At 65.2% G+C, this 24874-nt stretch carries 24 protein-coding genes; 13 read left to right on the top strand and 11 right to left on the bottom strand.

Translation table 11 applies throughout. The features are described from left to right. Positions 1-17: 17 nt before the first annotated feature. Positions 18-734, bottom strand: coding sequence for a DUF6473 family protein (locus EU800_RS03765; protein ID WP_371685564.1), 717 nt, complete (start codon positions 732-734; stop codon positions 18-20). Between the two features lie 177 nt (positions 735-911). Between EU800_RS03765 and EU800_RS03760 the strand changes: the two genes are divergently transcribed. After that, positions 912-1787: a 3-hydroxybutyryl-CoA dehydrogenase gene (locus EU800_RS03760; RefSeq protein ID WP_129628691.1), complete on the top strand. Its 876-nt coding sequence runs from the start codon at positions 912-914 to the stop codon at positions 1785-1787. 32 nt (positions 1788-1819) lie between these two features. On the opposite strand, the gene EU800_RS03755 is transcribed toward EU800_RS03760, so the two are convergent. The 7 genes from EU800_RS03755 to EU800_RS03725 are packed head-to-tail and all read right to left on the bottom strand — an operon-like array spanning position 1820 to position 7216. Then, positions 1820-2701: a lysophospholipid acyltransferase family protein gene (locus EU800_RS03755; RefSeq protein WP_129628908.1), complete on the bottom strand. Its 882-nt coding sequence runs from the start codon at positions 2699-2701 to the stop codon at positions 1820-1822. Positions 2702-2759: 58 nt separating this feature from the next. After that, complete coding sequence (locus EU800_RS03750) at positions 2760-3038, bottom strand: HPr family phosphocarrier protein (protein ID WP_129628688.1); 279 nt, start codon at positions 3036-3038, stop codon at positions 2760-2762. Next, positions 3039-3440, bottom strand: coding sequence for a PTS sugar transporter subunit IIA (locus tag EU800_RS03745; protein ID WP_129628686.1), 402 nt, complete (start codon positions 3438-3440; stop codon positions 3039-3041). It lies immediately after the preceding gene. Next, positions 3437-4357: an RNase adapter RapZ gene (gene rapZ, locus EU800_RS03740; RefSeq protein ID WP_129628684.1), complete on the bottom strand. Its 921-nt coding sequence runs from the start codon at positions 4355-4357 to the stop codon at positions 3437-3439. The genes EU800_RS03745 and rapZ overlap by 4 nt, the downstream gene beginning before the upstream one ends. Further along, positions 4354-4800 carry an HPr kinase/phosphorylase gene (locus EU800_RS03735; protein ID WP_129628682.1) on the bottom strand — a complete coding sequence of 149 codons (447 nt, stop codon included), beginning with the start codon at positions 4798-4800 and terminating at the stop codon, positions 4354-4356. Before EU800_RS03735 ends, rapZ begins: the two co-directional genes overlap by 4 nt. Before the next feature lie 3 nt (positions 4801-4803). Then, the gene (locus EU800_RS03730) at positions 4804-6486 is read right to left on the bottom strand and encodes a sensor histidine kinase (RefSeq protein ID WP_129628680.1); all 1683 of its coding nucleotides are present in this window, start codon (positions 6484-6486) and stop codon (positions 4804-4806) included. Between the two features lie 28 nt (positions 6487-6514). Then, positions 6515-7216 carry a response regulator transcription factor gene (locus tag EU800_RS03725; RefSeq protein WP_129628678.1) on the bottom strand — a complete coding sequence of 234 codons (702 nt, stop codon included), beginning with the start codon at positions 7214-7216 and terminating at the stop codon, positions 6515-6517. 250 nt (positions 7217-7466) lie between these two features. On the opposite strand from EU800_RS03725, the gene EU800_RS03720 reads away from it, so the two are divergent. The 5 genes from EU800_RS03720 to modC all read left to right on the top strand — a co-directional run bounded on the left by EU800_RS03720 (position 7467) and on the right by modC (position 13890). Further along, entirely contained in the window at positions 7467-9440 is a 1974-nt protein-coding gene (locus tag EU800_RS03720) for a phosphoenolpyruvate carboxykinase (GTP) (protein WP_371685563.1), read from the top strand. Positions 9441-9620: 180 nt separating this feature from the next. Next, complete coding sequence (locus EU800_RS03715) at positions 9621-11219, top strand: phosphoenolpyruvate carboxykinase (RefSeq protein ID WP_129628674.1); 1599 nt, start codon at positions 9621-9623, stop codon at positions 11217-11219. 120 nt (positions 11220-11339) lie between these two features. Next, complete coding sequence (gene modA / locus EU800_RS03710; RefSeq protein WP_129628672.1) at positions 11340-12110, top strand: molybdate ABC transporter substrate-binding protein; 771 nt, start codon at positions 11340-11342, stop codon at positions 12108-12110. Then, complete coding sequence (gene modB, locus EU800_RS03705; protein WP_129628670.1) at positions 12107-12805, top strand: molybdate ABC transporter permease subunit; 699 nt, start codon at positions 12107-12109, stop codon at positions 12803-12805. The genes modA and modB overlap by 4 nt, the downstream gene beginning before the upstream one ends. Continuing rightward, on the top strand, positions 12802-13890 hold the full coding sequence (gene modC / locus EU800_RS03700) for a molybdenum ABC transporter ATP-binding protein (protein WP_129628668.1): 1089 nt from the start codon (positions 12802-12804) through the stop codon (positions 13888-13890). The genes modB and modC overlap by 4 nt, the downstream gene beginning before the upstream one ends. A gap of 64 nt (positions 13891-13954) precedes the next feature. Here modC and EU800_RS03695 read toward each other — a convergent pair whose 3' ends face one another. Beyond that, on the bottom strand, positions 13955-14728 hold the full coding sequence (locus tag EU800_RS03695) for a sulfite exporter TauE/SafE family protein (RefSeq protein ID WP_129628666.1): 774 nt from the start codon (positions 14726-14728) through the stop codon (positions 13955-13957). Positions 14729-14880: 152 nt separating this feature from the next. Between EU800_RS03695 and EU800_RS03690 the strand changes: the two genes are divergently transcribed. The 7 genes from EU800_RS03690 (at position 14881) to EU800_RS03660 (ending at position 22595) form a co-directional block, all read left to right on the top strand. Then, positions 14881-16566, top strand: a complete 1686-nt coding sequence (locus tag EU800_RS03690; RefSeq protein ID WP_129628664.1) for an acyl-CoA dehydrogenase family protein — start codon at positions 14881-14883, stop codon at positions 16564-16566. Between the two features lie 134 nt (positions 16567-16700). Then, positions 16701-17657, top strand: coding sequence for a proline dehydrogenase family protein (locus tag EU800_RS03685; protein ID WP_129628662.1), 957 nt, complete (start codon positions 16701-16703; stop codon positions 17655-17657). Between the two features lie 404 nt (positions 17658-18061). After that, positions 18062-19198, top strand: a complete 1137-nt coding sequence (locus EU800_RS03680) for an ABC transporter substrate-binding protein (RefSeq protein ID WP_129628660.1) — start codon at positions 18062-18064, stop codon at positions 19196-19198. Positions 19199-19261: 63 nt separating this feature from the next. Continuing rightward, positions 19262-20179 carry a branched-chain amino acid ABC transporter permease gene (locus EU800_RS03675; RefSeq protein ID WP_129628658.1) on the top strand — a complete coding sequence of 306 codons (918 nt, stop codon included), beginning with the start codon at positions 19262-19264 and terminating at the stop codon, positions 20177-20179. A 1-nt stretch (position 20180) separates the two neighbouring features. Then, a complete protein-coding gene (locus EU800_RS03670; protein WP_165354551.1) occupies positions 20181-21164 on the top strand; it encodes a branched-chain amino acid ABC transporter permease in 984 nt (327 codons plus the stop codon). Next, positions 21157-21909: an ABC transporter ATP-binding protein gene (locus EU800_RS03665; RefSeq protein WP_129628656.1), complete on the top strand. Its 753-nt coding sequence runs from the start codon at positions 21157-21159 to the stop codon at positions 21907-21909. The genes EU800_RS03670 and EU800_RS03665 overlap by 8 nt, the downstream gene beginning before the upstream one ends. Further along, entirely contained in the window at positions 21906-22595 is a 690-nt protein-coding gene (locus EU800_RS03660; RefSeq protein ID WP_129628654.1) for an ABC transporter ATP-binding protein, read from the top strand. The genes EU800_RS03665 and EU800_RS03660 overlap by 4 nt, the downstream gene beginning before the upstream one ends. 50 nt (positions 22596-22645) lie before the next feature. Here the strand turns inward: EU800_RS03660 and kynU are convergent, their stop codons facing one another. Together kynU and kynA are read right to left on the bottom strand one after the other, a co-directional pair. Continuing rightward, on the bottom strand, positions 22646-23836 hold the full coding sequence (gene kynU / locus EU800_RS03655) for a kynureninase (protein WP_129628652.1): 1191 nt from the start codon (positions 23834-23836) through the stop codon (positions 22646-22648). Continuing rightward, positions 23836-24675: a tryptophan 2,3-dioxygenase gene (gene kynA, locus EU800_RS03650; protein ID WP_129628650.1), complete on the bottom strand. Its 840-nt coding sequence runs from the start codon at positions 24673-24675 to the stop codon at positions 23836-23838. Before kynA ends, kynU begins: the two co-directional genes overlap by 1 nt. Between the last annotated feature and the right edge of the window lie 199 nt (positions 24676-24874).

Below are 24874 nucleotides of genomic sequence, written 5' to 3'. Positions count from 1 at the left end.
GAGAACACCATTCCGTCCTACCGGGTGCCGCGGATTTCCGGATCATAGACCACCTCGATGCACCCGTCATGCAGGCCCTCGAGCGCATTGAGCATGGCGCGCTCGACGTAGAGCGGATCGTTGCGATAGCCCGCGCGCGCGGCGCTGGCGTTCTCGGGCCGGTGGTCAGCGAGCCAGAGCAGGAGCTTCGGTCCGTCGATGGCCTGGAGCAGGGTGCGCATCCGCGCCACCCAGGCCGTCTGCAACTCGGTGACCACATGCTCGAATCTCTCCGGGCAGATCGAGCGCAGGCTGCTCATCAGGTGCCGCGTGAAGGCGAATTCCGTGAAATCGACCTCACGGAACAACGCCTGCATCACAGGGGAGGCGCCGACGAATCGGTCGTTGCGCCGCGGATGAACGGAATAGAAGCGGTTCGAAAGATTATGCGCTCCCATCACCTGCAGGACGGTGACCTGGGCGCGGCCGGAGATACCCAGCAATGTCTCGTCCTTCAGGTAGACATCGATGCCGCCGTTGACGCAGCCGAGATTGACGCCAGTCACGCCAAGCGCATCGCCGACGACGTCTGGGAAGGGGCGCACGATGAACCGGCCATAGGTCTCGGTCCCGCCGAGAAAGGCGATGTACGGATCGGACAATGCCTTCCTCGGTCCCCGAAACAGAATCCTGGAACTGCCGTATCTGCACGGCAGATAGTCAAGGGCACCTTCGCCCGGATGTTCGAATGCCATCCCACCACCTTTTTTGCACTTTCCCGGAATGCAGGTTGCAGATGGTGGATTGCGATTTCCCTAAACGGACAGGTTGAGACGATTTTTAGCAAGCGCCCGGGCGCTCTGCGCTGGAATGCTTTGCAGTTGCAGAATACTGTTCGCGCAAATTCAGTATCTCCACGGGAAGGTGGGACCATGGAAATCAAGACCGTCGGAATAGTCGGCGCCGGCCAGATGGGCAACGGGATCGCCCATGTCTTTGCGCTCGCCGGCTATGACGTGACGCTGAACGACATCAGCCAGGAGGCGCTGGACCGGGGACTTGCCACGATCCGCAAGAACCTGGATCGCCAGGTCGCCAAGGAGAAGATCGCCGGCGCGGCGCGCGACGAGGCGCTCGGTCGCATCCGGGCGACCCTCTCGCTCCCGGAACTGGGCCAATCCGATCTGATCGTCGAATCCGCCTCCGAGCGGGAGACGATCAAGAACGCGATCTTCGAAGATCTACAGCCGCATCTGAAGCCCACGACGATCCTGACGTCCAACACCTCCTCGATCTCGATCACCCGGCTCGCAAGCCGCACCGACCGGCCCGAACGCTTCATGGGGCTGCATTTCATGAACCCGGTACCGGTGATGCAGCTTGTCGAACTGATCCGCGGCATCGCCACCGACGAGGCGACCTACAAGACCATGCTCGACCTGGTCGACAGCCTCGGCAAGACGGCTGCGAGCGCCGAGGATTTCCCGGCCTTCATCGTCAACCGCATTCTGCTGCCGATGATCAACGAGGCGGTCTACACGCTCTACGAGGGCGTCGGCAGCGTGCGCTCGATCGACACGGCGATGAAGCTCGGTGCGGCGCACCCGATGGGCCCGCTGGAACTGGCCGATTTCATCGGGCTCGATACCTGCCTGGCGATCATGAACGTTCTCTACGACGGGCTGGCCGACACGAAATATCGGCCCTGTCCGCTATTGACGAAATATGTCGAGGCGGGATGGCTCGGCCGCAAGAGCGGCCGTGGCTTCTACGATTACCGAGGTGAGACACCGGTGCCGACGCGCTAGCAGGCTGCGTCACCCGTTCGTGGTCCGGCGGTTCAGGCGCCTCTCAGCGCCAGCGTCCGCTCGCGCAGCATCGCCACGAAGCCGCGCGGGTTTGCAGACCATTCGGCGATCTCGTCGCGCTCTATCGGCGTGCCGACGACCGGCGCCTGCGGCTTGTTGAGCGCGTGGACCACCTCGTAGAGCAGGAGCCCCTGGCGCAGCGTCGCCGAGATCCGGTTGGCCATCTGATACCAGCGCGAATTCCGGCCGGGAAAGAAGATCGGCAGCACGCGCGCCCGGCTGCGCAGGATCATCTTGGCAGTGAACGGATTCCACTCGCGCTCGACGGTCGGCCCGAAAAGCGTGTCCGATGAGGCGACGACTCCCGAGGGGAAGAGCACGATGCAGCCGCCGTCCTGCAGATGGGACATCGCTGTCTTGCGCATTTCCAGGTTCTGCTGGAGCGCGTCGCTTTCATGCGGGAAGGGCACCGGGATCATGAAGCGGTCGATCTCGCCCACGCCGGTCAGCAGCGACCGGGTCAGGATCTTGTAATCGGTCCGCCGCCGGCCGATCAACTCGGCCAGCACCATTCCGTCGATCAGGCCGTGCGGATGGTTGGCGACGATCACCAGCGGGCCCTCCGCCGGGATCGCGTCGATCTGCGCCTGCGGCGTCCGCAGCGCGATGCCCATGACGTCGAGCGCCTGGGCCCAGAAGGCCTGACCCTCGGGAACGCCCATCGCCTCGAATTTCCGGATCAGGCGCAGGAGCCGCAGCTTCCCGGTCAGCGCCTCCATCGTGTGGATGATGCCGACCTGCACCGGGTTCTCAAAGGTGTTGGCATAGGAAAGGCGGCGCTTGTCATAGGGCTGGTCTGCGAGATTCTCGCCACTTCCCTGTCCGACCAGCGACTTCGCCGGGCGGGTATGCATCAGCACCGGCCTATGCTGGGTCGATTCAACCACGTGCCAGGTCTCCCGCCCGCTCCTGCTATACTCCCTCGCCGAAACGGTCGGCGACAAGCGCGACCAGCGCCTGCATCAGCTCCTCCGCCTCGGGGCCGCTGGTCTCGACCTCAATAGAGGTTCCCCGGGAAGCTGCCAACATCAAAAGGCCCATGATACTGTCGCCCGAAGCGTCGAGCCCGTCCTTGCGGACCTCGGCGCTCGCGTCGAACTCCTCGACCGTCTCGACGAATTTCGCCGAGGCGCGCGCGTGCAGACCTTTCTCGTTGATGATGTCCAGAACCCGGATCACGGCGGTCCCCATTCAGTCGGCCTTCCGGCCGTTCCCGTCGAAGCTGTTGATATATTTCCGCCCGGCCAGGAGCGCTGTGTTGACCGCGTCGTTCACCGACATCTGGCGCGATTTGGCCAGCTTGATCAGCATCGGCAGGTTGGCGCCGTAGAGGATCTTTCGGTTGGCCTTGTTGCAGGCCCGGAGCGACAGGTTCGAGGGCGAGCCGCCGAACATGTCGGTGACCACCACTACGCCGTCGCCGGTATCGACGGCATTGGCCGCTTCAAGGATCTCCGCTTGTTTCAGGACGCGATCGTGCTCCGGCGCGATGGCGATTGCGCGCATTCCGACCTGCTTGCCCACAACATGTTCCACCGCGGCGAGATACTCCGCCGCGAGGCCCCCGTGAGCAACGATCACGATGCCGATCACGTCTTTTTCCTCGTCTGCCCTGCCGAGCCGCCGGCCTCGGTCAGTTGCTCCAATTCCCTGTGCCTAATTGACACCTGCCATCCGGCCTCCGCAAGCGCATTCCCGAGCCGCTCGGCCATGGTCACGGAGCGGTGTTGCCCGCCGGTACAGCCGAACCCGATCGAGAGATAGGACTTCCCCTCCTCGACATAGGCCGGCAACAGTAGCATGGCTAGGTCCAGGACCTTGCCGAAGAAGTCCTCGAAACGGGCATCGCCTGCCACATAGTCGGCGACCGCCGGCGACAGGCCATCGAGGCCACGCAGGTCCGGCTTCCAGTAGGGGTTTCGCAGGAAGCGGCAGTCGAACACCATGTCGAGCCCGCGCGGCAGGCCGCGCTTGTAGGAGAAGGACTGCACCGACACCGCAAGGCGGCTCTTGGGGGCGCCGCCGAACCAGCGCGAGATCTCTGCCCTTGTGTCGTGGATTGTGAGCTCGGACGTGTCGATGACGATGTCGGCGCGCTGCTGGATCGGGCCCAACAGGTCGAAATCGCGCTCGATGCCAACGGCCGGATTCTCGGCAGGGGCCAATGGGTGGCGACGGCGGGTCTCGGAATAGCGCCGCAGCAGGACTTCTGGTCTGCAGTCGAGATAGAGCAGCTCGGCGCCCTGCGTGTCGAGGCTGTTGATCAGGTCGAGAAAGGCGCCGGTGGAGAAATCGCGGTTGCGGGTGTCGATCCCGAGGGCGAGAGCGGGGCCATGGGTCGACCCCTCGAGGAGACGCGGGACCAGCGAGAGCGGAAGGTTGTCGATCACCTCGTAACCAAGATCCTCCAGCGCGCGGATCGCCGTCGAGCGGCCAGCACCGGAAGGGCCGGTGACGAGGACGATGCGGGGCGCAGGCGCCTGCGGCAGGGTATCAGCGCTCTCGGTCATGGCGTGTCCCGCCCGTGGCGAAGGCAGTGAAGGATGGCAGATGCCGGATTCCCTGCGGGGGGGCGGTGCAGCAAGGTGACCTTTTGGCCAAGGACGTCGATCGAGCGGTGCGGCGGGAGGCGGTGCGTCTCGATCTGGCCGAGGTCGACGGCCAGCACAACTTCGGCGCTCTCGCAGTAGGGCAGGCGCAGGATCCCGAGGTGGCGGGCCTCGATCCGGCCGGCGATGTTCGGATGCGATCGGGCGACGAGGTGCCCGCGTTCGAGCGACAGCAGAACCTGGTCGTCGGCGAGCAGTTCGGCGCCGAGCGCCATGAGGTCGAGCGCGAGCGCCGATTTGCCCGAGCCCGAGGGGCCGAGGATCAGCAATGCACGCCTGTCGAGGGCGACTGCGGAGGCGTTGAGGCGCGTGGCGGCATCTCCGCCGGGTCCCGGCGCGCTCATGGCTCAGACCGGAAGGCCGACGACGAAGCGCGCGCCGAGCGGTTCTGAGGCGATATCGGCGTCGGTCGGCCGGATGTTCTCGGCCCAGATCACGCCGCCATGCGCCTCAACGATCTGCTTCGAGATCGCGAGGCCAAGCCCCGAATGGTTGCCGAACTGCCCCGGCGGGCGCTCGGAATAGAAGCGATTGAAGATCTTGGTGAGCGCCTGTTCGGGGATCCCGGGGCCGGTATCCTCGCAGACGACAAGCACCCTGTTCTCGCGCTTGCGGACCCAGACGCGCACCGCGTCGCCGTCTTCGCAGAAGCTGATTGCGTTGGTGATGAGGTTGACGAAGACCTGCGCGAGGCGCGCCTCGAGGCCGAGGATCTCGATCGGCTGCCGGGGCAGGTCCGTGATGAACTCGACACCTTTCTCCCCGGCATCCTGCGCGAGGTAGTCGGTAAGGTTCGTCAGCATCTTCACAAGGTCGAACCGCTCCTCCTCCTCCTTGACCAGTTCCGAATCCAGCCGCGAGGCGTTGGAGATGTCGCTCACGAGCCTGTCGAGCCGGCGCACATCATGGTCGATCACGTCGAGCAGCTTCTCGCGCTGGTCCTCGCGCTTGGCCACCCGCATGGTACCGACGGCGGAGCGGAGCGAGGCCAGCGGGTTCTTGATCTCATGCGCCACGTCGGCGGCGAACTGCTCGTTGGCGTCGATCCGGTCATAGAGCGCCGCCACCATGCCGCGCAGCGCGTTGGACAGGCGGCCGATCTCGTCGGGACGGCCCGACAGATCCGGGATGCGGACCCGGCCGGGTGTCATTTTGCGCGCGTTGCGATCGCGGCCGATCTCGGCCGCCGTGGCAAGATCGGAGAGCGGGTTGGCGATGGTCGAGGCGAGCAGAAGACTGAGGCCGATGGAGACGAGGATCGCGATGACGAACATCTGCAATACTTGCTCGCGCTCCTTGCGCACAAGCCGGTCCACCTCGCCGGGGAGCGAGGACATTGCGACCATGCCGACATCCCGCACGCCGGCACGGATCGGCGAGGCCACCGCAAAGAGCGTCTCGCCCTCCGCGGTCGTGCCTGCAAGAACGGCCGTCTCGCTGCGCAGGCCGGCTCCGGCGAGCGTGTGCGCGAGTTCTTCCCCGGTGGTTCCTTCGGGCTCATTCGGCATGGGCGTGAGCAGCTTCGAAGTGCCGACCCAGATGGCATTCAGGAAATCGGTGATGACGGTGGAGCTCTCTCCCGGCGTCAGCTGAACCTTCGGCGCCGATTTGCGCGCCACCTGACGGCCCTCTTCATCATAGACGAAGACGGTCACGCCGCGGGTCAGTGTCAGAGTGTCGAGGATTCCCTGGGGGTCGATCCCGTCACCGCCCCGGAGGCTCACCGGCGCGTTGGCGGGGAGCTGTGCCTCGAAGAAATCGGCAATCAGCATCGCCTCCGTTTGGAGGCCGGCGACCCGCTGCGTGGCAATACTGTCGCGGAAAGGGTTGAGATAGAAGACCCCGCCGACGAGGATGAGCAACCCGATCAGGTTGAACGTGATGATCTTGCGCGCCAGCGGCGACCGGTTGAGGTTGAGATAGCCGCGGTCCTGGCGCCGCGCGCGCATGTCCGCGTCCGAGCGATCCGGGGCGACCCAGTCCTCGCCCAGGACAACCCCGGACTCCGCCTCGTGCCTGGTGTCGCGCATGTCGCCCGCACCTTTCCCGGTCGCGCCGCTATTCCTCGTTATACCGGTACCCGATGCCATAGAGCGTTTCGATCGCCGAGAATTCCGAGTCGACGCTCCGCATCTTCTTGCGCAGGCGCTTGATGTGGCTGTCGATCGTCCGGTCATCGACGTAAACCTGATCGTCATAGGCCACGTCCATCAGCTGGTCGCGGCTCTTGACGAAGCCGGGCCGCTGCGCGAGCGCCTGCAGCAGCAGGAACTCAGTGACCGTCAAGGAGACGTCCATGCCCTTCCATGTTACCGCGTGACGCAGCGGGTCCATCGTCAGCTCGCCGCGAGTCAGCACCTGGGCGACCTCGGACTCGCCCGCCTCGTCGGCGTTGAGCGCTTCCTGGCGGCGCAGCAGCGCCCGGATCCGCTCCACTAGGAGCCGCTGCGAGAAAGGCTTCTTCACGTAGTCGTCCGCGCCCATGCGCAAGCCGAGCACCTCGTCGATCTCGTCGTCCTTGGAGGTCAGGAAAATGACCGGCATCGACGTCTTCTGGCGCAGCCGCTGCAGCAGGTCCATCCCGTCCATCCTCGGCATCTTGATGTCGAGCACCGCCATGTCCGGCAGGCGCCGGTTGAAGGCGTCCAGTGCCGACTGGCCGTCATTATAGGTTTCGACTTCGAATCCTTCGGCTTCCAGTGTCATCGAAACCGACGTGAGGATGTTCCTGTCGTCGTCCACAAGCGCAATGCGCGACATGCTCCAATCCCTCATACTGCACGTTCTTCTGATTTTAGCGTATTTTCCCGCTTCCGTGTGCCGGAATCAACTGCCAATGCGAATCGCGCGCCGATCCCCGGCCCATGCAAGCGCCATTTCGGAAAGGAATGGCTAATTTGCATCACATATCGGAGCGGCGCCCCGGTACACCGTCGCGTACAGGTCATGATCGCGCCGCAAGTCGGGTATTCAGCTTAGGAAACAGCGACATTGTAGCGCTAACAAACGCGTGTGGCGACGCTTCAAAAGCGATCTGCAGGTGGTATACGGGCGCCACGTAAACTTCTCCGATGAAGTCAGCGTCAATGCGCAAAGGGTCACTTCTCGGAGCCCGCCCCCGCAACGTTACAGCAATCCTCAGGAGGAAAGCATGGAAACTCCAACCACCAATACCCGGCTGATCGAATGGGTTGAAAAGATGCAGGCCCTCTGCAAGCCCGACCAGGTCGTGTGGTGTGACGGATCCCAGGAAGAATACGACCGGCTCTGCCAGGAGATGGTGGATGCCGGAACCTTCATCCGCCTCAACCCGGAAAAACGCCCGAACAGCTACCTCGCCCGCTCGCACCCCTCCGACGTCGGCCGGGTCGAGGATCGCACCTTCATCTGCTCGAACAACAAGGACGATGCCGGTCCCACCAACAACTGGGCGCCGCCGGCCGAGATGCGGGAAACCCTGACCGGCTTGTTCGACGGCTCCATGAAGGGCCGGACGATGTATGTCATCCCGTTCTCCATGGGTCCAATCGGATCGCCGATCGCCAAGATCGGCGTGCAGATCACCGACAGCCCCTACGTCGTCACCAACATGCGCATCATGACCCGCATGGGTCAGGCGGTCCTGGACTCGCTCGGCGCGGATGGCGACTACATCCCCTGCCTGCACTCGGTCGGCGCACCGCTCGAGCCGGGCGAGGAAGATGTTCCCTGGCCCTGCGAAAGCGACATCCAGAAGAAATACATCGTGCACTTCCCGGAGACCTACGAGATCTGGTCCTATGGTTCGGGCTACGGCGGCAACGCGCTGCTCGGCAAGAAGTGCCTGGCGCTGCGTATCGCCTCGGTGATGGCGCGCGACGAAGGCTGGATGGCCGAGCACATGCTGATCATGGGCATCGAGTCGCCCGAGGGCGAGAAGACCTATCTCGCCGCCGCCTTCCCGAGCGCCTGCGGCAAGACTAACCTTGCCATGCTTCTGCCGCCGAAGGGCTTTGAAGGCTGGAAGGTCAGCACGGTCGGCGACGACATCGCCTGGATCAAGAAGGGTCCGGATGGTGTGCTGCGTGCGATCAACCCCGAGGCCGGCTTCTTCGGCGTTGCCCCCGGCACGAACGAGGGATCGAACCCGATCGCGGTGGAGACGATTAAGAAGGACGTCATCTACACCAACTGCGCGCTCACTGACGATGGCGACATCTGGTGGGAAGGCATGACCAAGGAAGCTCCGGCCCATCTCATCGACTGGAAAGGCAACGACTGGACGCCTGACAGCGATACGCCGGCAGCGCACCCGAACGCGCGTTTCACGGCGCCGGCGGCGAACTGCCCCTCCATCGACGACGCTTGGGAAGACCCGGCCGGTGTGCCGGTGGCCGGCTTCGTCTTCGGCGGCCGGATGAGCAAGGACATGCCGCTGGTGTTCCAGTCCTTCAACTGGAGCCACGGCGTCTACCTCGCGGCCACGATGGGCTCCGAAGCCACCGCTGCGGCGATCGGCGTGACCTCGATGCGCCGCGATCCGATGGCGATGCTGCCCTTCTGCGGTTACAACATGGCGGACTATTTCGGGCACTGGCTGAACATCGGCCGGCGTGTGTCGAACCCGCCGCGGATCTTCCGCGTGAACTGGTTCCGCAAGGACGAAAACGGCAAGTTCATCTGGCCGGGCTTCGGCGAGAACATGCGCGTTCTGAAGTGGATCGTCGACCGCGTCCATGGCCGTGGATATGCCGTCGAAAGCCCGATCGGCTGGATGCCGCGGCACGAGGACCTCGAATGGGCCGGGCTCGATTTCCCTGCCGAGAAGTTCTACGAGCTGATGGAAGTCGGCCGCGAAGCGGGCGGCAAGGAAGCGCATGCCCACGAAGAGCAGTTCGACAAGTTCTTCGACCGGCTGCCTAAGGAGTTCATCTTCGAGCGTGAACTTCTGCGCTCGCGGCTGTGGCGCTCTCCCGACCAGTGGGAACTGGCGCCCCCGCGCTGACCCGACGCACTCAATTCAGGGGGCGGCCTCGGCCGCCCCTCCCTTTTTCGCAGCGACGACAGATCGGACCAAACGCGACGCAAGGGACGGCGCACGACCCAGACGAGACGGCCGGAAGGTGCCGGATACCAGACGACGGAAATTTTATTGGCCGCACGGGCGGCTGCTAGGAGCGAACAGATGAACAATGGACGTGTTAACCCGGCTATGCGCCTGGAAGATCAAGGCATCACCGGACTGGGGAATGTTCACTACAACCTCCTCGTCTCGCAGTTGATGGAGAAGGCGCTCCAGAGCGGCGAAGGCCACATCGGGTTGGGCGGCACCATGCTGGTCAGCACCGGCAAGTTCACCGGCCGCTCGCCCAAGGACAAGCATGTCGTTCGCGACGACGTGACCGAGGACACCATCTGGTGGGAAAACAACACGGCGATGTCGGAAGAGGGTTTCGCCAACCTCAAGGCCGACATGCTGGAGCATATGAAGGGCAAGGAGTTCTACGTCGAGGATCTCTATGCCAACGCGGACAAGGAGCACAGGCTGAACGTGCGGATGGTGACCGAGTTCGCCTGGCATGGCATCTTCATGCGCCACATGCTGCGCCGTCCGGCCCGCGTCGAGCTCGACAGCTTCGTTCCGGGGCTGACCGTCATCAATAGCCCGTCCTTCAAGGCCGACCCCGAGCGCCACAACTGCCGCTCCGAGACAGTCATCGCGCTGAACCTGAAGGAAAAACTGATCCTGATCGGCGGCACGGAATATGCCGGCGAGAACAAGAAATCCGTTTTCACGACGCTCAACTACCTTCTGCCCGAAAAAGGCGTGATGGCCATGCACTGCTCGGCCAACCACGCACCGGGCGATACCAGCGAGACAGCCGTGTTCTTCGGTCTCTCGGGCACCGGCAAGACGACGCTCTCGGCCGACCCGAACCGCGTGCTGATCGGCGACGACGAGCACGGCTGGGACAGCAAGGGCGTGTTCAACTTCGAGGGCGGCTGCTACGCCAAGACCATCAACCTCTCGCCGGATGCCGAGCCGGAAATCTTCGCCACAACGTCGATGTTCGGCACTGTGATCGAGAACATGGTCTATGACGAGGACTCGCTGAAGCTCGATTTCGATGACGACAGCCTGACGCCGAACATGCGCTGCGCCTATCCGCTGTTCTACATCGACAACGCCTCGGCGACGGGTGTGGCGGGCCACCCGAGGAACGTCATCATGCTGACCTGCGACGCCTTCGGCGTTCTTCCGCCGATCGCGAAACTGTCGCCGGCTCAGGCGATGTATCACTTCCTGTCGGGCTTCACTTCCAAGGTGGCAGGCACGGAGCGCGGCGTGACCGAGCCGCAGCCGACCTTCTCGACCTGCTTCGGCGCGCCCTTCATGCCGCGGCGCCCGGAGGTCTACGGCAACTTGCTGATGGAGCAAATCGCCAATCACCACGCGACCTGCTGGCTGGTCAACACCGGCTGGTCTGGCGGCGCCTACGGCACTGGCTCGCGGATGCCCATCAAGGCCACCCGTGGGTTGCTGTCGGCGGCCCTCAACGGCACGCTCAAGACCGTCGCCTTCCAGGAGGATCCGTATTTCGGCTTCGAAGTGCCGGTCGAGGTGCCCGGGATCGAAACCGACCTGCTGCACCCGCGCGACACCTGGAAGGACAAGTCCGCCTACGACGAGCAGGCCAAGAAGCTGGTTGCGATGTTCAAGGCCAACTTCGAGCAGTACCTGCCCTATGTCGACAACGAGGTCAAAGCGGTCTCCATCGGCTAAGCTCTTGACAGCATGCCTTTTTGACGGCCCGGGACACTCCCGGGCCGTTCGGTTTCCGGAGGGCTTGTTCCCGGACGCGCCGCGGACCAAGATTGGCCCGACGAAACGGAGGCCCGGCGCATGAAACACTTCCCGAAGGTAGCCCTTCTGGCATTGGTCATGTCCGCCGCGCCTGCCCGCGCGGAGGACCTTCTTATCTTCGCGGCAGCGAGTCTGACAGAGGCACTGCAAGAGGCTGCGTCCGCCTGGGAAAGCCAGACCGGGCATCGCGTGACCCTGTCCTTTGCCGGAAGCTCGACTTTGGCCCGGCAGATCGAGGCCGGCGCCCCGGCGGACCTGTTTCTCTCTGCCAACGAGACCTGGATGGACCGGCTGGAAGACGACGGGCTCCTTCGTCCGGGCAGCCGTCAGGACCTGTTGTCGAACCGCCTCGTGTTGATCGCCAATGACCTTCAGGCCGCGCCGCTCGACTTCACCGCTCCGGATGCGATCGCCAGCAGGCTCGGCGAGGGCCGGCTCGCGATGGCGCTGGTTGAGGCCGTTCCCGCCGGCATCTACGGCAAGGCAGCGTTGATGTCGCTCGGGCTGTGGGAAGATGTCGCGCCGCAGGTGGCGCAGGCCGACAACGTGCGTGCCGCGCTCGCGCTGGTGGCTTCGGGAGAGGCGCCGCTCGGGATCGTCTACGCGACCGATGCGATGGCCGAGCCGCGCGTCACGGTGATCGGGACCTTCCCGGAAGAAACCCACATGCCGATCCGCTACCCGATGGCGATCCCGGCCGAGAGCCACTCCCCGGAAGCCGGGTCTTTCGCCGCCTGGCTTGCCGGGCCGGAGGCCGCCGCGGTGTTCCGCGCGCATGGGTTCGGGCTCGCGGGGCGGGGGGAGGAATGACACTCGGCATTTCGCCGGACGCCTGGGCCGCCGTCGCTCTCTCGCTTAGGGTCTCGTTCTGGGCGGTGGCGCTGAGCCTCCCGGTGGGCATCGCCATCGCCTGGTTGCTGGCCCGCGTCGAGTTTCCCGGCAAGCAGTTGGTCAACGGTATCGTGCACCTGCCGCTGATCCTGCCACCCGTGGTCACCGGTTACCTTCTGCTGCTGACATTTGGCCGTCGAGGTCCGGCGGGCGCCTTCCTGCACGACGTGTTCGGCATCACGCTCGCCTTCAACTGGACCGGCGCCGCGCTGGCGGCGGCGATCATGGCTTTCCCGCTGATGGTCCGCGCCATCCGCCTTTCCATCGAGGCGGTCGATCCGGGGCTCGAAGAGGCCGCCGCGACGCTGGGCGCCTGCCGGGCGCGCGTCTTCCTCACCATCACCCTTCCGCTCGCCGCGCCGGGCATCCTCGCCGGCGCCATTCTCGCCTTCGCCAAGGCGATGGGCGAATTCGGCGCTACGATCACCTTCGTTTCTAACATCCCCGGCCGCACCCAGACGCTGCCGTCGGCCGTCTACGCCTTCCTCCAGGTCCCCGGCGCGGAGGGTTCGGCGATCCGCCTTGTGCTGATCTCCATCGCGGTGGCCATGGGCGCGCTCGTCGCCTCCGAGGTTCTCGCCCGCCGCATGGCACGGCGGAGGACCGGCGCATGAGCCTGGCAATCACCCTCCGACACGCGCGCGAGGATTTCGTCCTCGACGTCGATGTCGAGACGCCCTCCGGCGTCACCGCGCTTTTCGGCCCCTCCGGTGCCGGCAAAACCACCATCGTCCAGGCGGTCGCGGGCCTCCTGCGCCCTGACAGCGGGCGCATCCGAATCGGCGACGACCTCCTGCAGGACAGTGCCACCGGCCATTGGCTGCCGCCGCATCGCCGCCGCATCGGCTATGTCTTCCAGGATGGCCGCCTCTTCCCGCATATGTCGGTGGCGAAGAACCTCGCCTATGGTCGCCGAATGTCGGGAGCGCCGCGCGACCCGGCCAGCGAGGCCCGCCTGCTCGCCATGCTCGGCATCGACCACCTGCTTGATCGCGCGCCGGCCCTGCTTTCGGGGGGCGAGAAGCAACGCGTCGCGATCGGCCGCGCCTTGCTCTCGCAACCGCGTCTGCTGTTGCTCGACGAACCGCTCGCCGCGCTCGACGCCGCCCGCAAGGAGGAGATCCTGCCCTACCTGGAGAAGCTGCGTGACGCCTCCGGCCTGCCGATCCTCTATGTCAGCCACGCGGTGGCCGAGGTTGCCCGGCTCGCCACGTCGGTCGTCATCCTGCGGCAGGGGCATGTCGACCGCAGCGGGCCGGTGGCCGAGCTGCTGGCCGACCCGGCGCTGACCCGCGCCCTCGGTCCGCGCGAGGCAGGTGCGGTGATCGAGGCCCGTGTGCTGCGCCACCACGAAGATGGCCTGACCGAGCTTGCCACCTCTGCCGGACATCTCCTGCTCCCGGGGGTCGGCGCGGCGCCCGGAACGGGTCTGCGCATTCGCATCCCGGCGCATGAGGTGATCCTTGCGCTCACCCCGCCCGAGGCCATCTCCGCGCTCAATATCCTTCCTGCGCGCATCCGGTCCCTGCGTGGCGGAGACGGGCCGGGCGTCATGGTGCAGCTGGAATCGGGCGCTGACCTGCTGCTCGCCCGCGTCACGCGCCGCTCGGCCGAGGCGCTGGCGCTGGAGCCGGGAAAGAACTGCTTTGCCATCGTCAAGTCGGTGGCGGTCGCGCGTGACGATATCGGCGCGCTCTGAGCGGTGGCGTCATGTCGGTGTCTTCTGTCGGGATGTGTTGCGGCCCGCCGCGATCGTTTCCAAATCAGGTCAGCGCTCGCCGCAGCAGGTTCAGCCCGGCCACGATCAGCACCACCAGCGTTGCCTTGCGAAACGTCGATTGGTCGAGCCGGTCATGCACAAGGCGGCCGAGGAACATCCCCGCCAGGGCGGGCAACAGCAACACCGCCGAGAAGGGCAAGGTCGCGGCATTCAACACGCCGGTCTGCAGATGGGTACTCGCCAGAAGCACAGCGGCCAGCCCGAAGGCCACGCCCTGGATGCGGACCTGTTCGGCCTTGGGTGTCCCGAGCGCGGTGAGGTAGAGGACCAGCGGCGGGCCCCAGACGCCGGAAATCCCGCCGACAACGCCCGAGCAGCAGCCCAGGATCACCTCGGTCCGGCGCCGCCTGTCCGGTGGGATCCGCGGCACCCATCCGAGCAGCTGTGCCAGCCCGAAACCGGTGATCGGCAAGCCGATCATCGCGAAGATCAACCGCGGGTCGAGCGTGGTCACGAGCTGTCCAGACAGCACGAGAAAGATCCCGCCCATAACGAAGAAAAGCCGGCAGGTCTTCACGGCTGCCCAGGCCGCGGCCGTCCCGTCGCGGAAGGCCTGCATCAGGTTGGTGACCAGCGTCGGCAGGATCAGCGCGGCCAGCGCCAGCTCGGGCGTGAGGAACGATCCGAGCCCCGAGATCATGATCATCGGCATGGCGAAGCCGGTCGCACCCTTCACGAAGGCGGCGAAGCCCGTAATTGCACAGGCCAGCGCAAAGAGGCCGGCTGGCAAACCGGCGGAAAAGGCGGCGAGATCCATGCACAGCGCTTACCCGATCGTCAAAGGTGCTGCATCTGTGAATTCATCGCGACATAATACATGGCAGGACCAGCCTGTATTGAAATTATGTTGCGCTGCACCTGCAAAGGGATTAGACCCGTTCGAAACTCCGAAGCCGAAGGATTCGCGCCGTGCCGCATGATGGACTGGACCTGCCCGAGACCCCCGTTCTCGACAACCTGCTGACGCTGACCAAGGCGGCGATCGCGCCGGTGGACGATCTCCTGGGAGCGGCGACGGAAGCGGTGAAGACCCGCGTGACCGAGGGTGGCCGGGTGTCCGCTGAGCTGCTTGAAGCGAACCAGACTGCCGCCCACGCGCTGGCCTGGCTTGCGACCTATGCCCAGTCGCTGCGCCAGATGCAGGCCTGGGCGGAGCGGCTCGAGGCGGACGGACGTTTCGGCGAGATCGAGCAACTCCTTCACCAGATCGCTTTCGGCGAATACCTCCTGCAGATCCAGGGTGGCATCCCGATGAGCCAGACCGAGATCGTGCGGGTGCGCGACATGGGGCTCGACGAGCGCGCGGATCTGCGGCGGCTTGACACGCCCGGGATCACCACGCTCTGCCAGGACGGCAACTCGCAGCGCGCCCGGACCCGCCTCGTGGAGCTGATGCAGGAGCAGGCGGCGAACATCACCGTGGGGGCGACCGGGCTCGAGGACGAGCTGGAGATGATCCGCGAGCAGTTCCGCCGCTACGCGGTGGAGCGCGTTGAGCCGAACGCGCAAGGCTGGCACCTCAGGGACGAGCTGATCCCGATGGAGATCATCGAGGAACTGGCGGAGATGGGGGTCTTTGGCCTGACGATCCCGGAGGAGTATGGCGGCTTCGGCCTCTCCAAGGCGTCGATGGTGGTGGTCTCCGAGGAGCTTTCGCGCGGCTATATCGGCGTGGGCAGCCTTGGCACGCGGTCCGAAATCGCCGCCGAACTGATCCTTGCGGGTGGCACCGACGCGCAGAAGGAGGAATGGCTGCCGAAGATCGCCAGCGCCGAGATCCTGCCGACGGCGGTCTTCACCGAGCCCAACACCGGGTCGGATCTCGGCAGCCTCAGGACCCGCGCGGTCAGGGACGAGACCGGCGACTACAAGGTGACGGGCAACAAGACCTGGATCACCCATGCCGCGCGCACCCATGTGATGACCCTGCTGGCCCGGACCGATCCGGCGACAACGGATCACAGGGGCCTCAGCATGTTCCTCGCCGAAAAGACGCCCGGCACCGATGCCGAGCCTTTCCCGACAGAGGGCATGACAGGCGGCGAGATCGAGGTGCTCGGCTATCGCGGCATGAAGGAATACGAGCTCGGCTTCGACAATTTTCGCGTCAAAGGCGAGAACCTGCTCGGTGGCATCGAGGGGCAGGGCTTCAAGCAGCTGATGAAGACCTTCGAGGCCGCTCGCATCCAGACCGCGGCGCGGGCCATCGGCGTGGCACAGTCGGCGCTCGACATCTCGATGCAATACGCCATCGACCGCAAGCAGTTCGGCAAGTCGCTGATCGCCTTCCCGAGGGTCTCGGGCAAGCTGGCGATGATGGCGGTCGAGATCATGGTGGCGCGGCAACTGACCTATTTCGCCGCCTGGGAGAAGGACCACGATCAGCGCTGCGACCTCGAGGCGGGCATGGCCAAGCTCCTCGGCGCCAGGGTCGCCTGGGCGGCGGCTGACAATGGATTGCAGATCCATGGCGGCAACGGTTTCGCGCAGGAATACGCGATCTCCCGGGTGCTCTGCGACGCGCGGATCCTCAACATTTTCGAGGGCGCGGCGGAGATCCAGGCGCAGGTGATCGCACGGCGACTGCTGGCCTGAGGCCGGCCCGCCGGGCGGTCCGTGGACCACCCCTTTGGCGGCGCGGTGAGACAAATCGACCCGAGACCTGTGCCCGGCTTGCGTCGGTCCGGACCGGACCTATCTTGGCGCCGCCGCACAGCAGGAGAGGATCGATGTTTGCACGCACCTGGCAAGGCACGATGATCGCGGCCGCCCGGTCGCCGCGGATCAAGGCCTTCATGCAGGACCACCGCGCCACTTCCTTCCTCGCCGACCGTTACGTTGCGGGAAAGCACGTCTCGGACGGGGCGGCCCGGGCACGAGGGCTGATGGCTGAGGCGGGAATCCGCAGCTCGCTCTTCTTCATGGGCGAATATGTCGACTCGCCCGAACTGGTGGAGGAGAACGTCGCTCAGAAACTTGCGGCGGTCGCGGCGCTCACGACAAGCGGGCTCGACCTCCACGTCTCGGTCGATCCGACTCAGATCGGTTATCATCTCGACCCCGATCTGGTCCGCCCGCGGGCCGAACGCATCGCGCGGGCAATCGCGGACCGGCCCGTGGGGGAACAGCGTCTGCGCTGCATGATGATCGACATGGAGGACGAGAGCGTCACCGGCCCGACCATCGCGCTGCACGATGCGCTGGCCGATGCCGGCCTGCCGGTGGCGTTGACGCTTCAGGCCTACCTGAGGCGCACCGAGGCCGATCTCGCGGCACAGATCCGCCGCGGCAGCAAGGTCCGGCTGGTGCGCGGTGCTTTCGTCGGCGGCAATGCGATCGCCTTCACGAAGGTTTCAGAGATCAAGGCGAATTACCGCCGGCTGATCGACCGGATGTTTTCGGAGGCGGCCTTCGCGGCCGGGTTCTACCCGATCGTGGCGACCCATGATACGGCGCTTCACGCCCATGCCATCGCCGCGGCCGAATCCGGGGGCTGGCCGAAAGGGAGCTACGAATTCGAGATGCTGCTCGGCGTGCGCGAGGAGGCTGCCCGGGACCTGGCGGCGCGTGGCGAGCGGGTGCGGCTCTACCTGCCCTTCGGCAAGGACTGGTGGCCCTACGCGGTCCGGCGGATCGGCGAATACCCAGGCAACGCGAAGCTGCTGGTCTCGTCATTGTTTTCCTGATCCACAGCGGTCCCGCCCGTGGCCGTCGGCGCTGCGCGGGCAGCGTCGGGGACCGGCAGAGCATGGACGCAGGTGAAAAATCCTGTATGAGATTCCGAACCTGACGCATCGAAGGTGCCCTTCCGGGGATGCGTTTCGGACAGGCTCCAAGACAGGGGCACCTTCGCGGCACGAGCCCGCCGGCGAAGAAATCGGCGTCATGTAGCTCAATCCCCGGATTGTGCTTATAAGATCGGGGTGAATGGTTTTCTGCCTGCCAGTCTTCCTACCTTTGCAAGCCCTGCAGTGACTGCGATGGGCGCGACATCTGAAACCTGGCGATACGAGCCCGCAGGAGGCGGGGATACGACCAAATAATCTGCAACAAGGCCAAAAGAGCCGACATCAACCAACGGGAGACCCACATGATTTCCAGACAGCTCATTCTTGCATTGGGCACAGCACTGCTGGCGACAGGCGCACAGGCCGAAGGCGTCAAGGTCGGCATGATCACGACGCTTTCGGGCGGCGGCGCCGGGCTCGGCATCGACGTGCGCGACGGCTTCATGCTGGCCGTCGAGCAATCCGGGCGCCACGATATCGAGGTCGTGATCGAGGACGATCAGCGCAAGCCCGACATCGCGGTCCAGCTGTCCGACAAGATGATCCAGTCCGAGAAGGTGGATGTCCTGACCGGCATCATCTGGTCGAACCTCGCCATGGCAGTCGTGCCGGCTGCGGTGGCGCAGGGCAAGTTCTACCTCTCCCCCAATGCCGGCCCGTCGGCCCTCGCAGGCAAGGGATGCGACAAGAACTATTTCAACGTGGCATGGCAGAACGACACCCTGCACGAGGCCGCCGGTGCCTATGCCAATTCCGCCGGCTACAAGAACTCCTTCATCCTCGCGCCGAACTACCCGGCCGGCGAGGACGCTCTGACCGGCTACAAGCGGTTTTACGAAGGCGAGCTGGCCGGCGAGATTTTCACCAAGCTCGGCCAGACCGACTATGCCAGCGAGATCGCGCAGATCCGGGCCTCGGGCGCCGACAGCGTGTTCTTCTTCCTGCCCGGAGGCATGGGGATTTCGTTCCTCAAGCAGTATGCCGACAGCGCCGTGGGCCTGCCGGTCGTGGGGCCGGCCTTCAGCTTCGATCAAGGTATCCTGCAGGCCGTGGGCGAGGCTGCTCTCGGGGTGCACAACACCGCGCAATGGTCGAAGGATCTCGACAACCCGACCAACGCGGCCTTCGTCGAGAGCTTCCAGGCCAAGTACGGCCGTCTTCCGTCGCTCTATGCCAGCCAGGGCTTCGATACCGCCAACCTGCTGATCTCGGCCATGGAGACGGCGGATGTCAGCGATCAGGACGCATTCCGGGCGGCGCTGGAAGCGGCCGATTTCGACTCGACCCGGGGCGACTTCACCTTCGGTCCGAACCACCACCCGATTCAGGACATCTATGTCCGCGAAGTGGTCAAGGAAGGTGACGTGTACACCAACCGCATCGTCTCGGTGGCGCTGGAAGACCGCGGCGACGCCTATGCCGACGAGTGCAAAATGTAGCATGCGGCCGCTCCCGCCGCGCCTTCGGTCGCGTGGCGGGAGACCCAAAGAAACGGGCGTTCCATGTCCTGGATTCTCCTCGCAGAGCAGACGCTCAACGGGCTGCAGTTCGGTGTGATGCTGTTCCTGATGGCCGCAGGGCTGACGCTGATCTTCGGCGTCATGGGACTGATCAACCTCGCCCATGGCTCGCTCTACATGATCGGCGCCTTCGCGGCGGCGGGTACCGCCGCGGCGACCGGGTCGTTCCTGCTGGCGCTGGCCGCGAGCCTGGCCGCCGCGGCAATCGCCGGTGTGGTGATCGAGGTGACGGTGATCCGACGGCTCTACGATCGGGACCACCTCGACCAGGTCCTTGCGACCTTTGCCTTGATCCTGATCCTGTCGGAGGGGACGCGCTGGATCTTCGGCTCCTTCCCGCTGTTCCTGGAGGTGCCGGACTATCTGTCGGGCACGGTCACCCTGCCACTCGGTGTCGAATACTCGCGCTACCGGCTCAGCCTGATCGTGGTCGGACTTCTCGTGGCCCTCGGCCTGTTCTGGATGATCGCGCGGACCCGCGTCGGCATTCGCATCCGGGCGGGCGAGAATGACCGCGAGATGATCGGCGCCCTCGGGGTCGACATTTCCCGGCTCTACACGCTCGTCTTCGCCCTCGGCGCCGCGCTGGCTGGCCTGGCCGGCGCTCTCATCGGCGCGATCCAGTCGGTTCAGGTCGGTATGGGCGAACCGGTTCTGATCCTGGCCTTCGTGGTGATCGTGATCGGCGGCATCGGCTCGATCAAGGGAGCGTTCATCGGAGCGCTCCTGATCGGGCTGACCGACACCCTCGGCCGCTTTCTTCTGCCGAAGCTGTTCAGCCTCTTCCTTGAACCATCGGCGGCAAGTTCCGTTGGCGCCTCGCTGGCGTCGATGTCGATCTACATCCTGATGGCGGGCGTTCTCCTTGTCCGGCCCAGGGGCCTCTTCGGAGGAACGTGACGTGACCCGCGAAACCGTCCTGAACGCGGGCCTGATGACCCTGCTCCTCGTGGTGCCGCTGGCGGCCTGGACCTTTGACGAGCCGTTCCTGATTACCTTGGCCACGCGCGCCGTGATCTTCGCGATCGCGGGCATCGGCCTGAACCTCGCGCTCGGCTTCGGCGGGCTTGTCAGCTTCGGCCACGCGGCCTTCTTCGGCCTCGGGGGCTACGCGATGGGAATCCTGGCGCACCACGCCCAGACCTACACCGCGCTTGCCACCTGGCCCGTCGCCATCGAGGGCACGAAATCCATGCCGGTCATCTGGCTCATGGCGATCGGCGCCGGCGCGCTGGCCGCGCTGGTCATCGGCGCGCTGTCGCTGCGGACCAAGGGGGTGTATTTCATCATGATCACCCTCGCCTTCGGCCAGATGCTCTATTACTTCGCCATCTCCTGGTCGGCCTATGGCGGCGAGGACGGGCTCTCGATCTATGTCCGGAACGGCTTTCCGGGCCTCAACACGATGGACCCGATCCAGTTCTTCGCGATCTGCTACGCGTTGCTCCTGATTGTGCTCCTCTCGGTCAACCGCGTGGCGCAATCGTCCTTCGGCATGATGCTGCGCGCGGCCAGGCAGAGCGAAGACCGGGTTCAGGCGGTCGGCCAAGCGCCCTTTCGTCTCTACCTGACGGCGTTCACCATCTCCGGGGCGATAACCGGGCTGGCAGGGGCGCTGTTCGCCGATCTCAACCGCTTCGTCAGCCCCACCATGCTGAGCTGGCAAACCTCGGGCGAGATCATGATCTTCGTGATTCTCGGCGGAGTCGGGCGGGTGTTCGGCCCGGTGGCGGGCGCGGCCCTGTTCATTCTGCTCGAGCACAGCCTCGGTGGCTCGAGCGAGTATTGGCACATCTATCTCGGCGCGATCCTCCTCGGCGTGGTCCTCTTTGCACGTGGTGGGCTCTACGGCTTCCTGGCCGGGCGGGAGCAGGCCGATGACTGAACCCGTCCTTGATGTCCGGGGCCTCACCAAGAGCTTCGGCGGGCTCGTTGCGAGCAGGAATATCAGCCTCGGCCTGCGTCCGGGCGAGGTTCACGCGCTGATCGGTCCGAATGGCGCGGGCAAGTCCACGCTGATCAAACAGATCGCCGGGAACCTGCGCCCCGACTCCGGCCGCGTGCATTTCGACGGTCGGGATGTCAGTGACCTCAGCACTGCCGCGCGGGCCCGTATGGGAATGGGACGCACTTTCCAGATCTCGTCGCTGGCGATGGAGTACACGGTGCTGCAGAACGCGGTCCTGGGGGCGCTCGGCCATCGCGGCGATATCTTCCGTTTCTTCAACCGGGCGATGAGGGACTCGGATTTGCTGGAGGCTGCCGAAAGCGCGCTGGAACAGGTCGGGCTCGAGGAGTTCCGGTCGCTCCGGACCTCCGACCTGTCCCACGGTCAGCGCCGCCAACTCGAAATCGCCGTCGCGCTGACCCTGTCGCCCAAGGCGTTCCTGATGGATGAACCCATGGCCGGGCTGGGCGCCGAAGGTTCGCAGCGGCTGGTGGGGTTCCTCGACGGTCTGCGCCACAGGGCCCCGATCCTCCTGATCGAGCATGACATGGACGCGGTCTTTTCGCTCGCCGACCGGATCAGCGTGCTGGTCTACGGCGAGATCATCGCATCCGGCAGTGTCGAGGAGATCCGCTCCAACGCGGATGTGCGCGCGGCCTATCTGGGCGAGGAAGCATCGTGAGCCTTCTGAAACTGACCCATGTCTCGGCCTTCTACGGTCATTCCCAGGCGCTGTTCGATGTCGACTTGTCCGTCGGCGAAGGCGAGGTTGTCGCCATGATGGGGCGCAACGGTATGGGCAAGTCGACCACGGTCAAGGTCATCTGCCGCTTGCTCAGGAACCGCGGCGGGTCGGTCCTTTTTGACGGACAGGATATTGCCCGGCTCCCGGCGCACCGCGTCGCGCGCCTCGGTGTCGGGCTGGTCCCGGAAGGGCGCCGCTGTTTCAGGGATCTCACCGTGCGCGAGAACCTGATCGCCGCGGCGCGGCGGGGAGCGTGGGATTTGCCTGCGGTGACGCGGCTCTTCCCGCAGCTCGAAGATCGCAAGGACCAGAGTGCGGGCACCCTGTCGGGCGGCGAGCAGCAGATGCTTGCGATCGGGCGCGCCCTGATGACCAATCCTCGCCTGCTCGTGCTGGACGAGGCGACCGAAGGGCTCGCGCCCGTCGTGCGGCAGGAGATCTGGGCCGCGATCGCGCGGCTGAAGGCCGAAACCGGCATGGGCATCGTCGTCGTCGACAAGTCGTTGAAGGAACTTCGCGCGATCGCCAATCGAGCGGTCATCCTCGAGAAGGGAACGTCGGTCTGGGTCGGCGACATCTCCGCGCTCTCGCACGACATCACCGACCGGTATCTCGGGATCTGAGCCTTTCCAGCGCCGCCGTCCGCGGCGTCCGTCCGGCAGTTTCCCGCGCCTCAGGTCACCCGGGACCGCGTCTGGAATTTCGGGTCTTTCCAGAGCGCGTCGCGGAACACCCGTTCCATGCGTTCCGCCGCGATCACGATGTCGCCTTCGTCGAGATAGAGCGGCGTGAAGCCGAAGCGCATGATGTCGGGCGCGCGAAAATCTCCGATCACCCCCTGGGCGATCAGCGCCTGCATGGCCGCATACCCCTGGTCGAAGGCGAAGGAGACCTGAGAGCCGCGTGCAGTCGCATCGCGCGGCGAGGCGAGCACCAGTTCGGGGCAGCGGGCCTCGACCTCCCGGATGAAACGTTGGCTCAGCGCGATCGAGGCCGCGCGCAGCTCCGCCATGTCGACACCGTCCCAGATCTTCAGCGCCTCGTCGAGGATCGAGAGCTGCACGATCGGCGGCGTGCCGATGCGCAGCCGCTCGGTGGACATCGCAGGCTGGTAGTGCCGCTCCATGGCAAAGGGTGCGTCGTGCCCCATCCAGCCGGAAAGCGCCGGCCGGATATCCGCGACGAGGTCAGGACGCACATAAATGAAGGCCGGCGCTCCGGGACCGCCGTTGAGATACTTGTAGGTGCAGCCCACCGCAATCTCCGCGCCGCTGCCGGTCAGGTCCACCGGCACGGCACCCGCACTGTGCGCGAGATCCCAGATCATCACCGCGCCCGCAGCCTGAACCGCACGTGTCACCGCCTGCATGTCGTACATCCGGCCGGTCCGATAGTCGACCTGCGTCAGCATCACGACCGCCACGTCCTCGCCGATATGTGCCGTCACGTCTTCGGGGGCGGGCGTGCGTAGCTCGTAGCCTCTGTCGAGCGTGTCGATCAGCCCTTCGGCCATGTAGAGATCGGTCGGGAAATTGCCGTTGTCCGACAGGATGACCTTTCGGTCGGGGCGCAGTTTCAGCGCCGCGGCCAACGCCTGATAGACCTTGATCGAAAGGGTATCGCCGGTCGCAACGGAGCCCGCTGGCGCGCCGATCAGCCCCGCGATGCGATCGCCGACCGTCTGCGGCAGCCCCATCCACCCGGCGGTGTTCCACGCCTTGATAAGCTCCTGACCCCATTCCGCCTCGATCACCTCGAGCGCCCGGGCGCGGGCCGCCTTCGGCAGCGGGCCGAGCGAGTTCCCGTCGAGATAGACGATCCCCTCGGGCAGGTCGAAAAGGTCTTTTCGCGGCAGGCGTGTCATCAGAGCTCTCCTCGCAGGTGCCAGAGTTCCGGGAACAGCTCGACATCCAGCATGCGGCGCAGATACTGAACCCCGGACGTGCCCCCGGTGCCGCGCTTGAACCCGATCACCCGTTCCACAGCGGTCACGTGGTTGAAGCGCCAGCGGCGGAAGTAGTCCTCCATGTCGACCAGCTTTTCCGCTAGCTCGTAGAGCGTCCAGTAGCGGTCGATATCCTCGTAGACGCGTTTCCAGCGCAACTGGATTGCCGCGTCCGCCTGGTGCGGCCTGTCGAGCTGCGGCGCAGGCATGGCGTCTGAGCTCCCGTCGACGGTCCGGAACAGGAGTCGGACCACCTCGTCATAAAAACTCGGGCGCGCCATCTCGCTCGCCAAGGCCGCGTGCACCTCCGGAACATGTGCATGCGGTCGGAGCATGTTGGCGTTCCGGTTTCCCAGGATGAACTCGATCATCCGGTATTGATAGGACTGAAACCCCGAGGACGCGCCAAGTGTCTCGCGGAACCGCGTGTAGTCGGCAGGCGTCATGGTGCGGAGCACATCCCAGGCCGCGTTGAGCTGTTCGAAGATACGGCTGACCCGCGCCAGCATCTTGAACATCCGGGCCAGTTCCTCTGCCTGAAGCGCGGCGCGCGCGGCCGCCAGTTCGTGGATCGCGAGCTTCATCCACAACTCGCTGGTCTGGTGCTGGATGATGAAGAGCATCTCGTCATGCGCATCCGAAAGCGGGTGTTGGAGCGCCAACAGGTTATCCACGCGCAAATAGTCTCCATAGGACATCTCCTGCGCGAAGGACATCGTGGCGCCATCGCTGCTCGGATCATAGGTCGGGTCGGTCATTGCGCGCCTTCCAGGTTTGGTTCGTGTCGGGCCGTCGCGACGCCCAGCCGCAAACTGGACTCTCGGGAAAACCACTTCCAGCGCTAAATCTCCACGCCACGGGATTGCGGCGGAAACCGCCGCCCGCGCCGTCCGAGCAAGACACAGGACCGTGGTGCCTCTGCTTCCCGGCTTGCATCGACCTGGTTCCCGGGGAAGG

The organism is Tropicimonas sp. IMCC6043, from assembly GCF_004146235.1.
GTDB lineage: Bacteria > Pseudomonadota > Alphaproteobacteria > Rhodobacterales > Rhodobacteraceae > Tropicimonas.
This window is presented reverse-complemented; position numbering and strand designations above follow the sequence as displayed.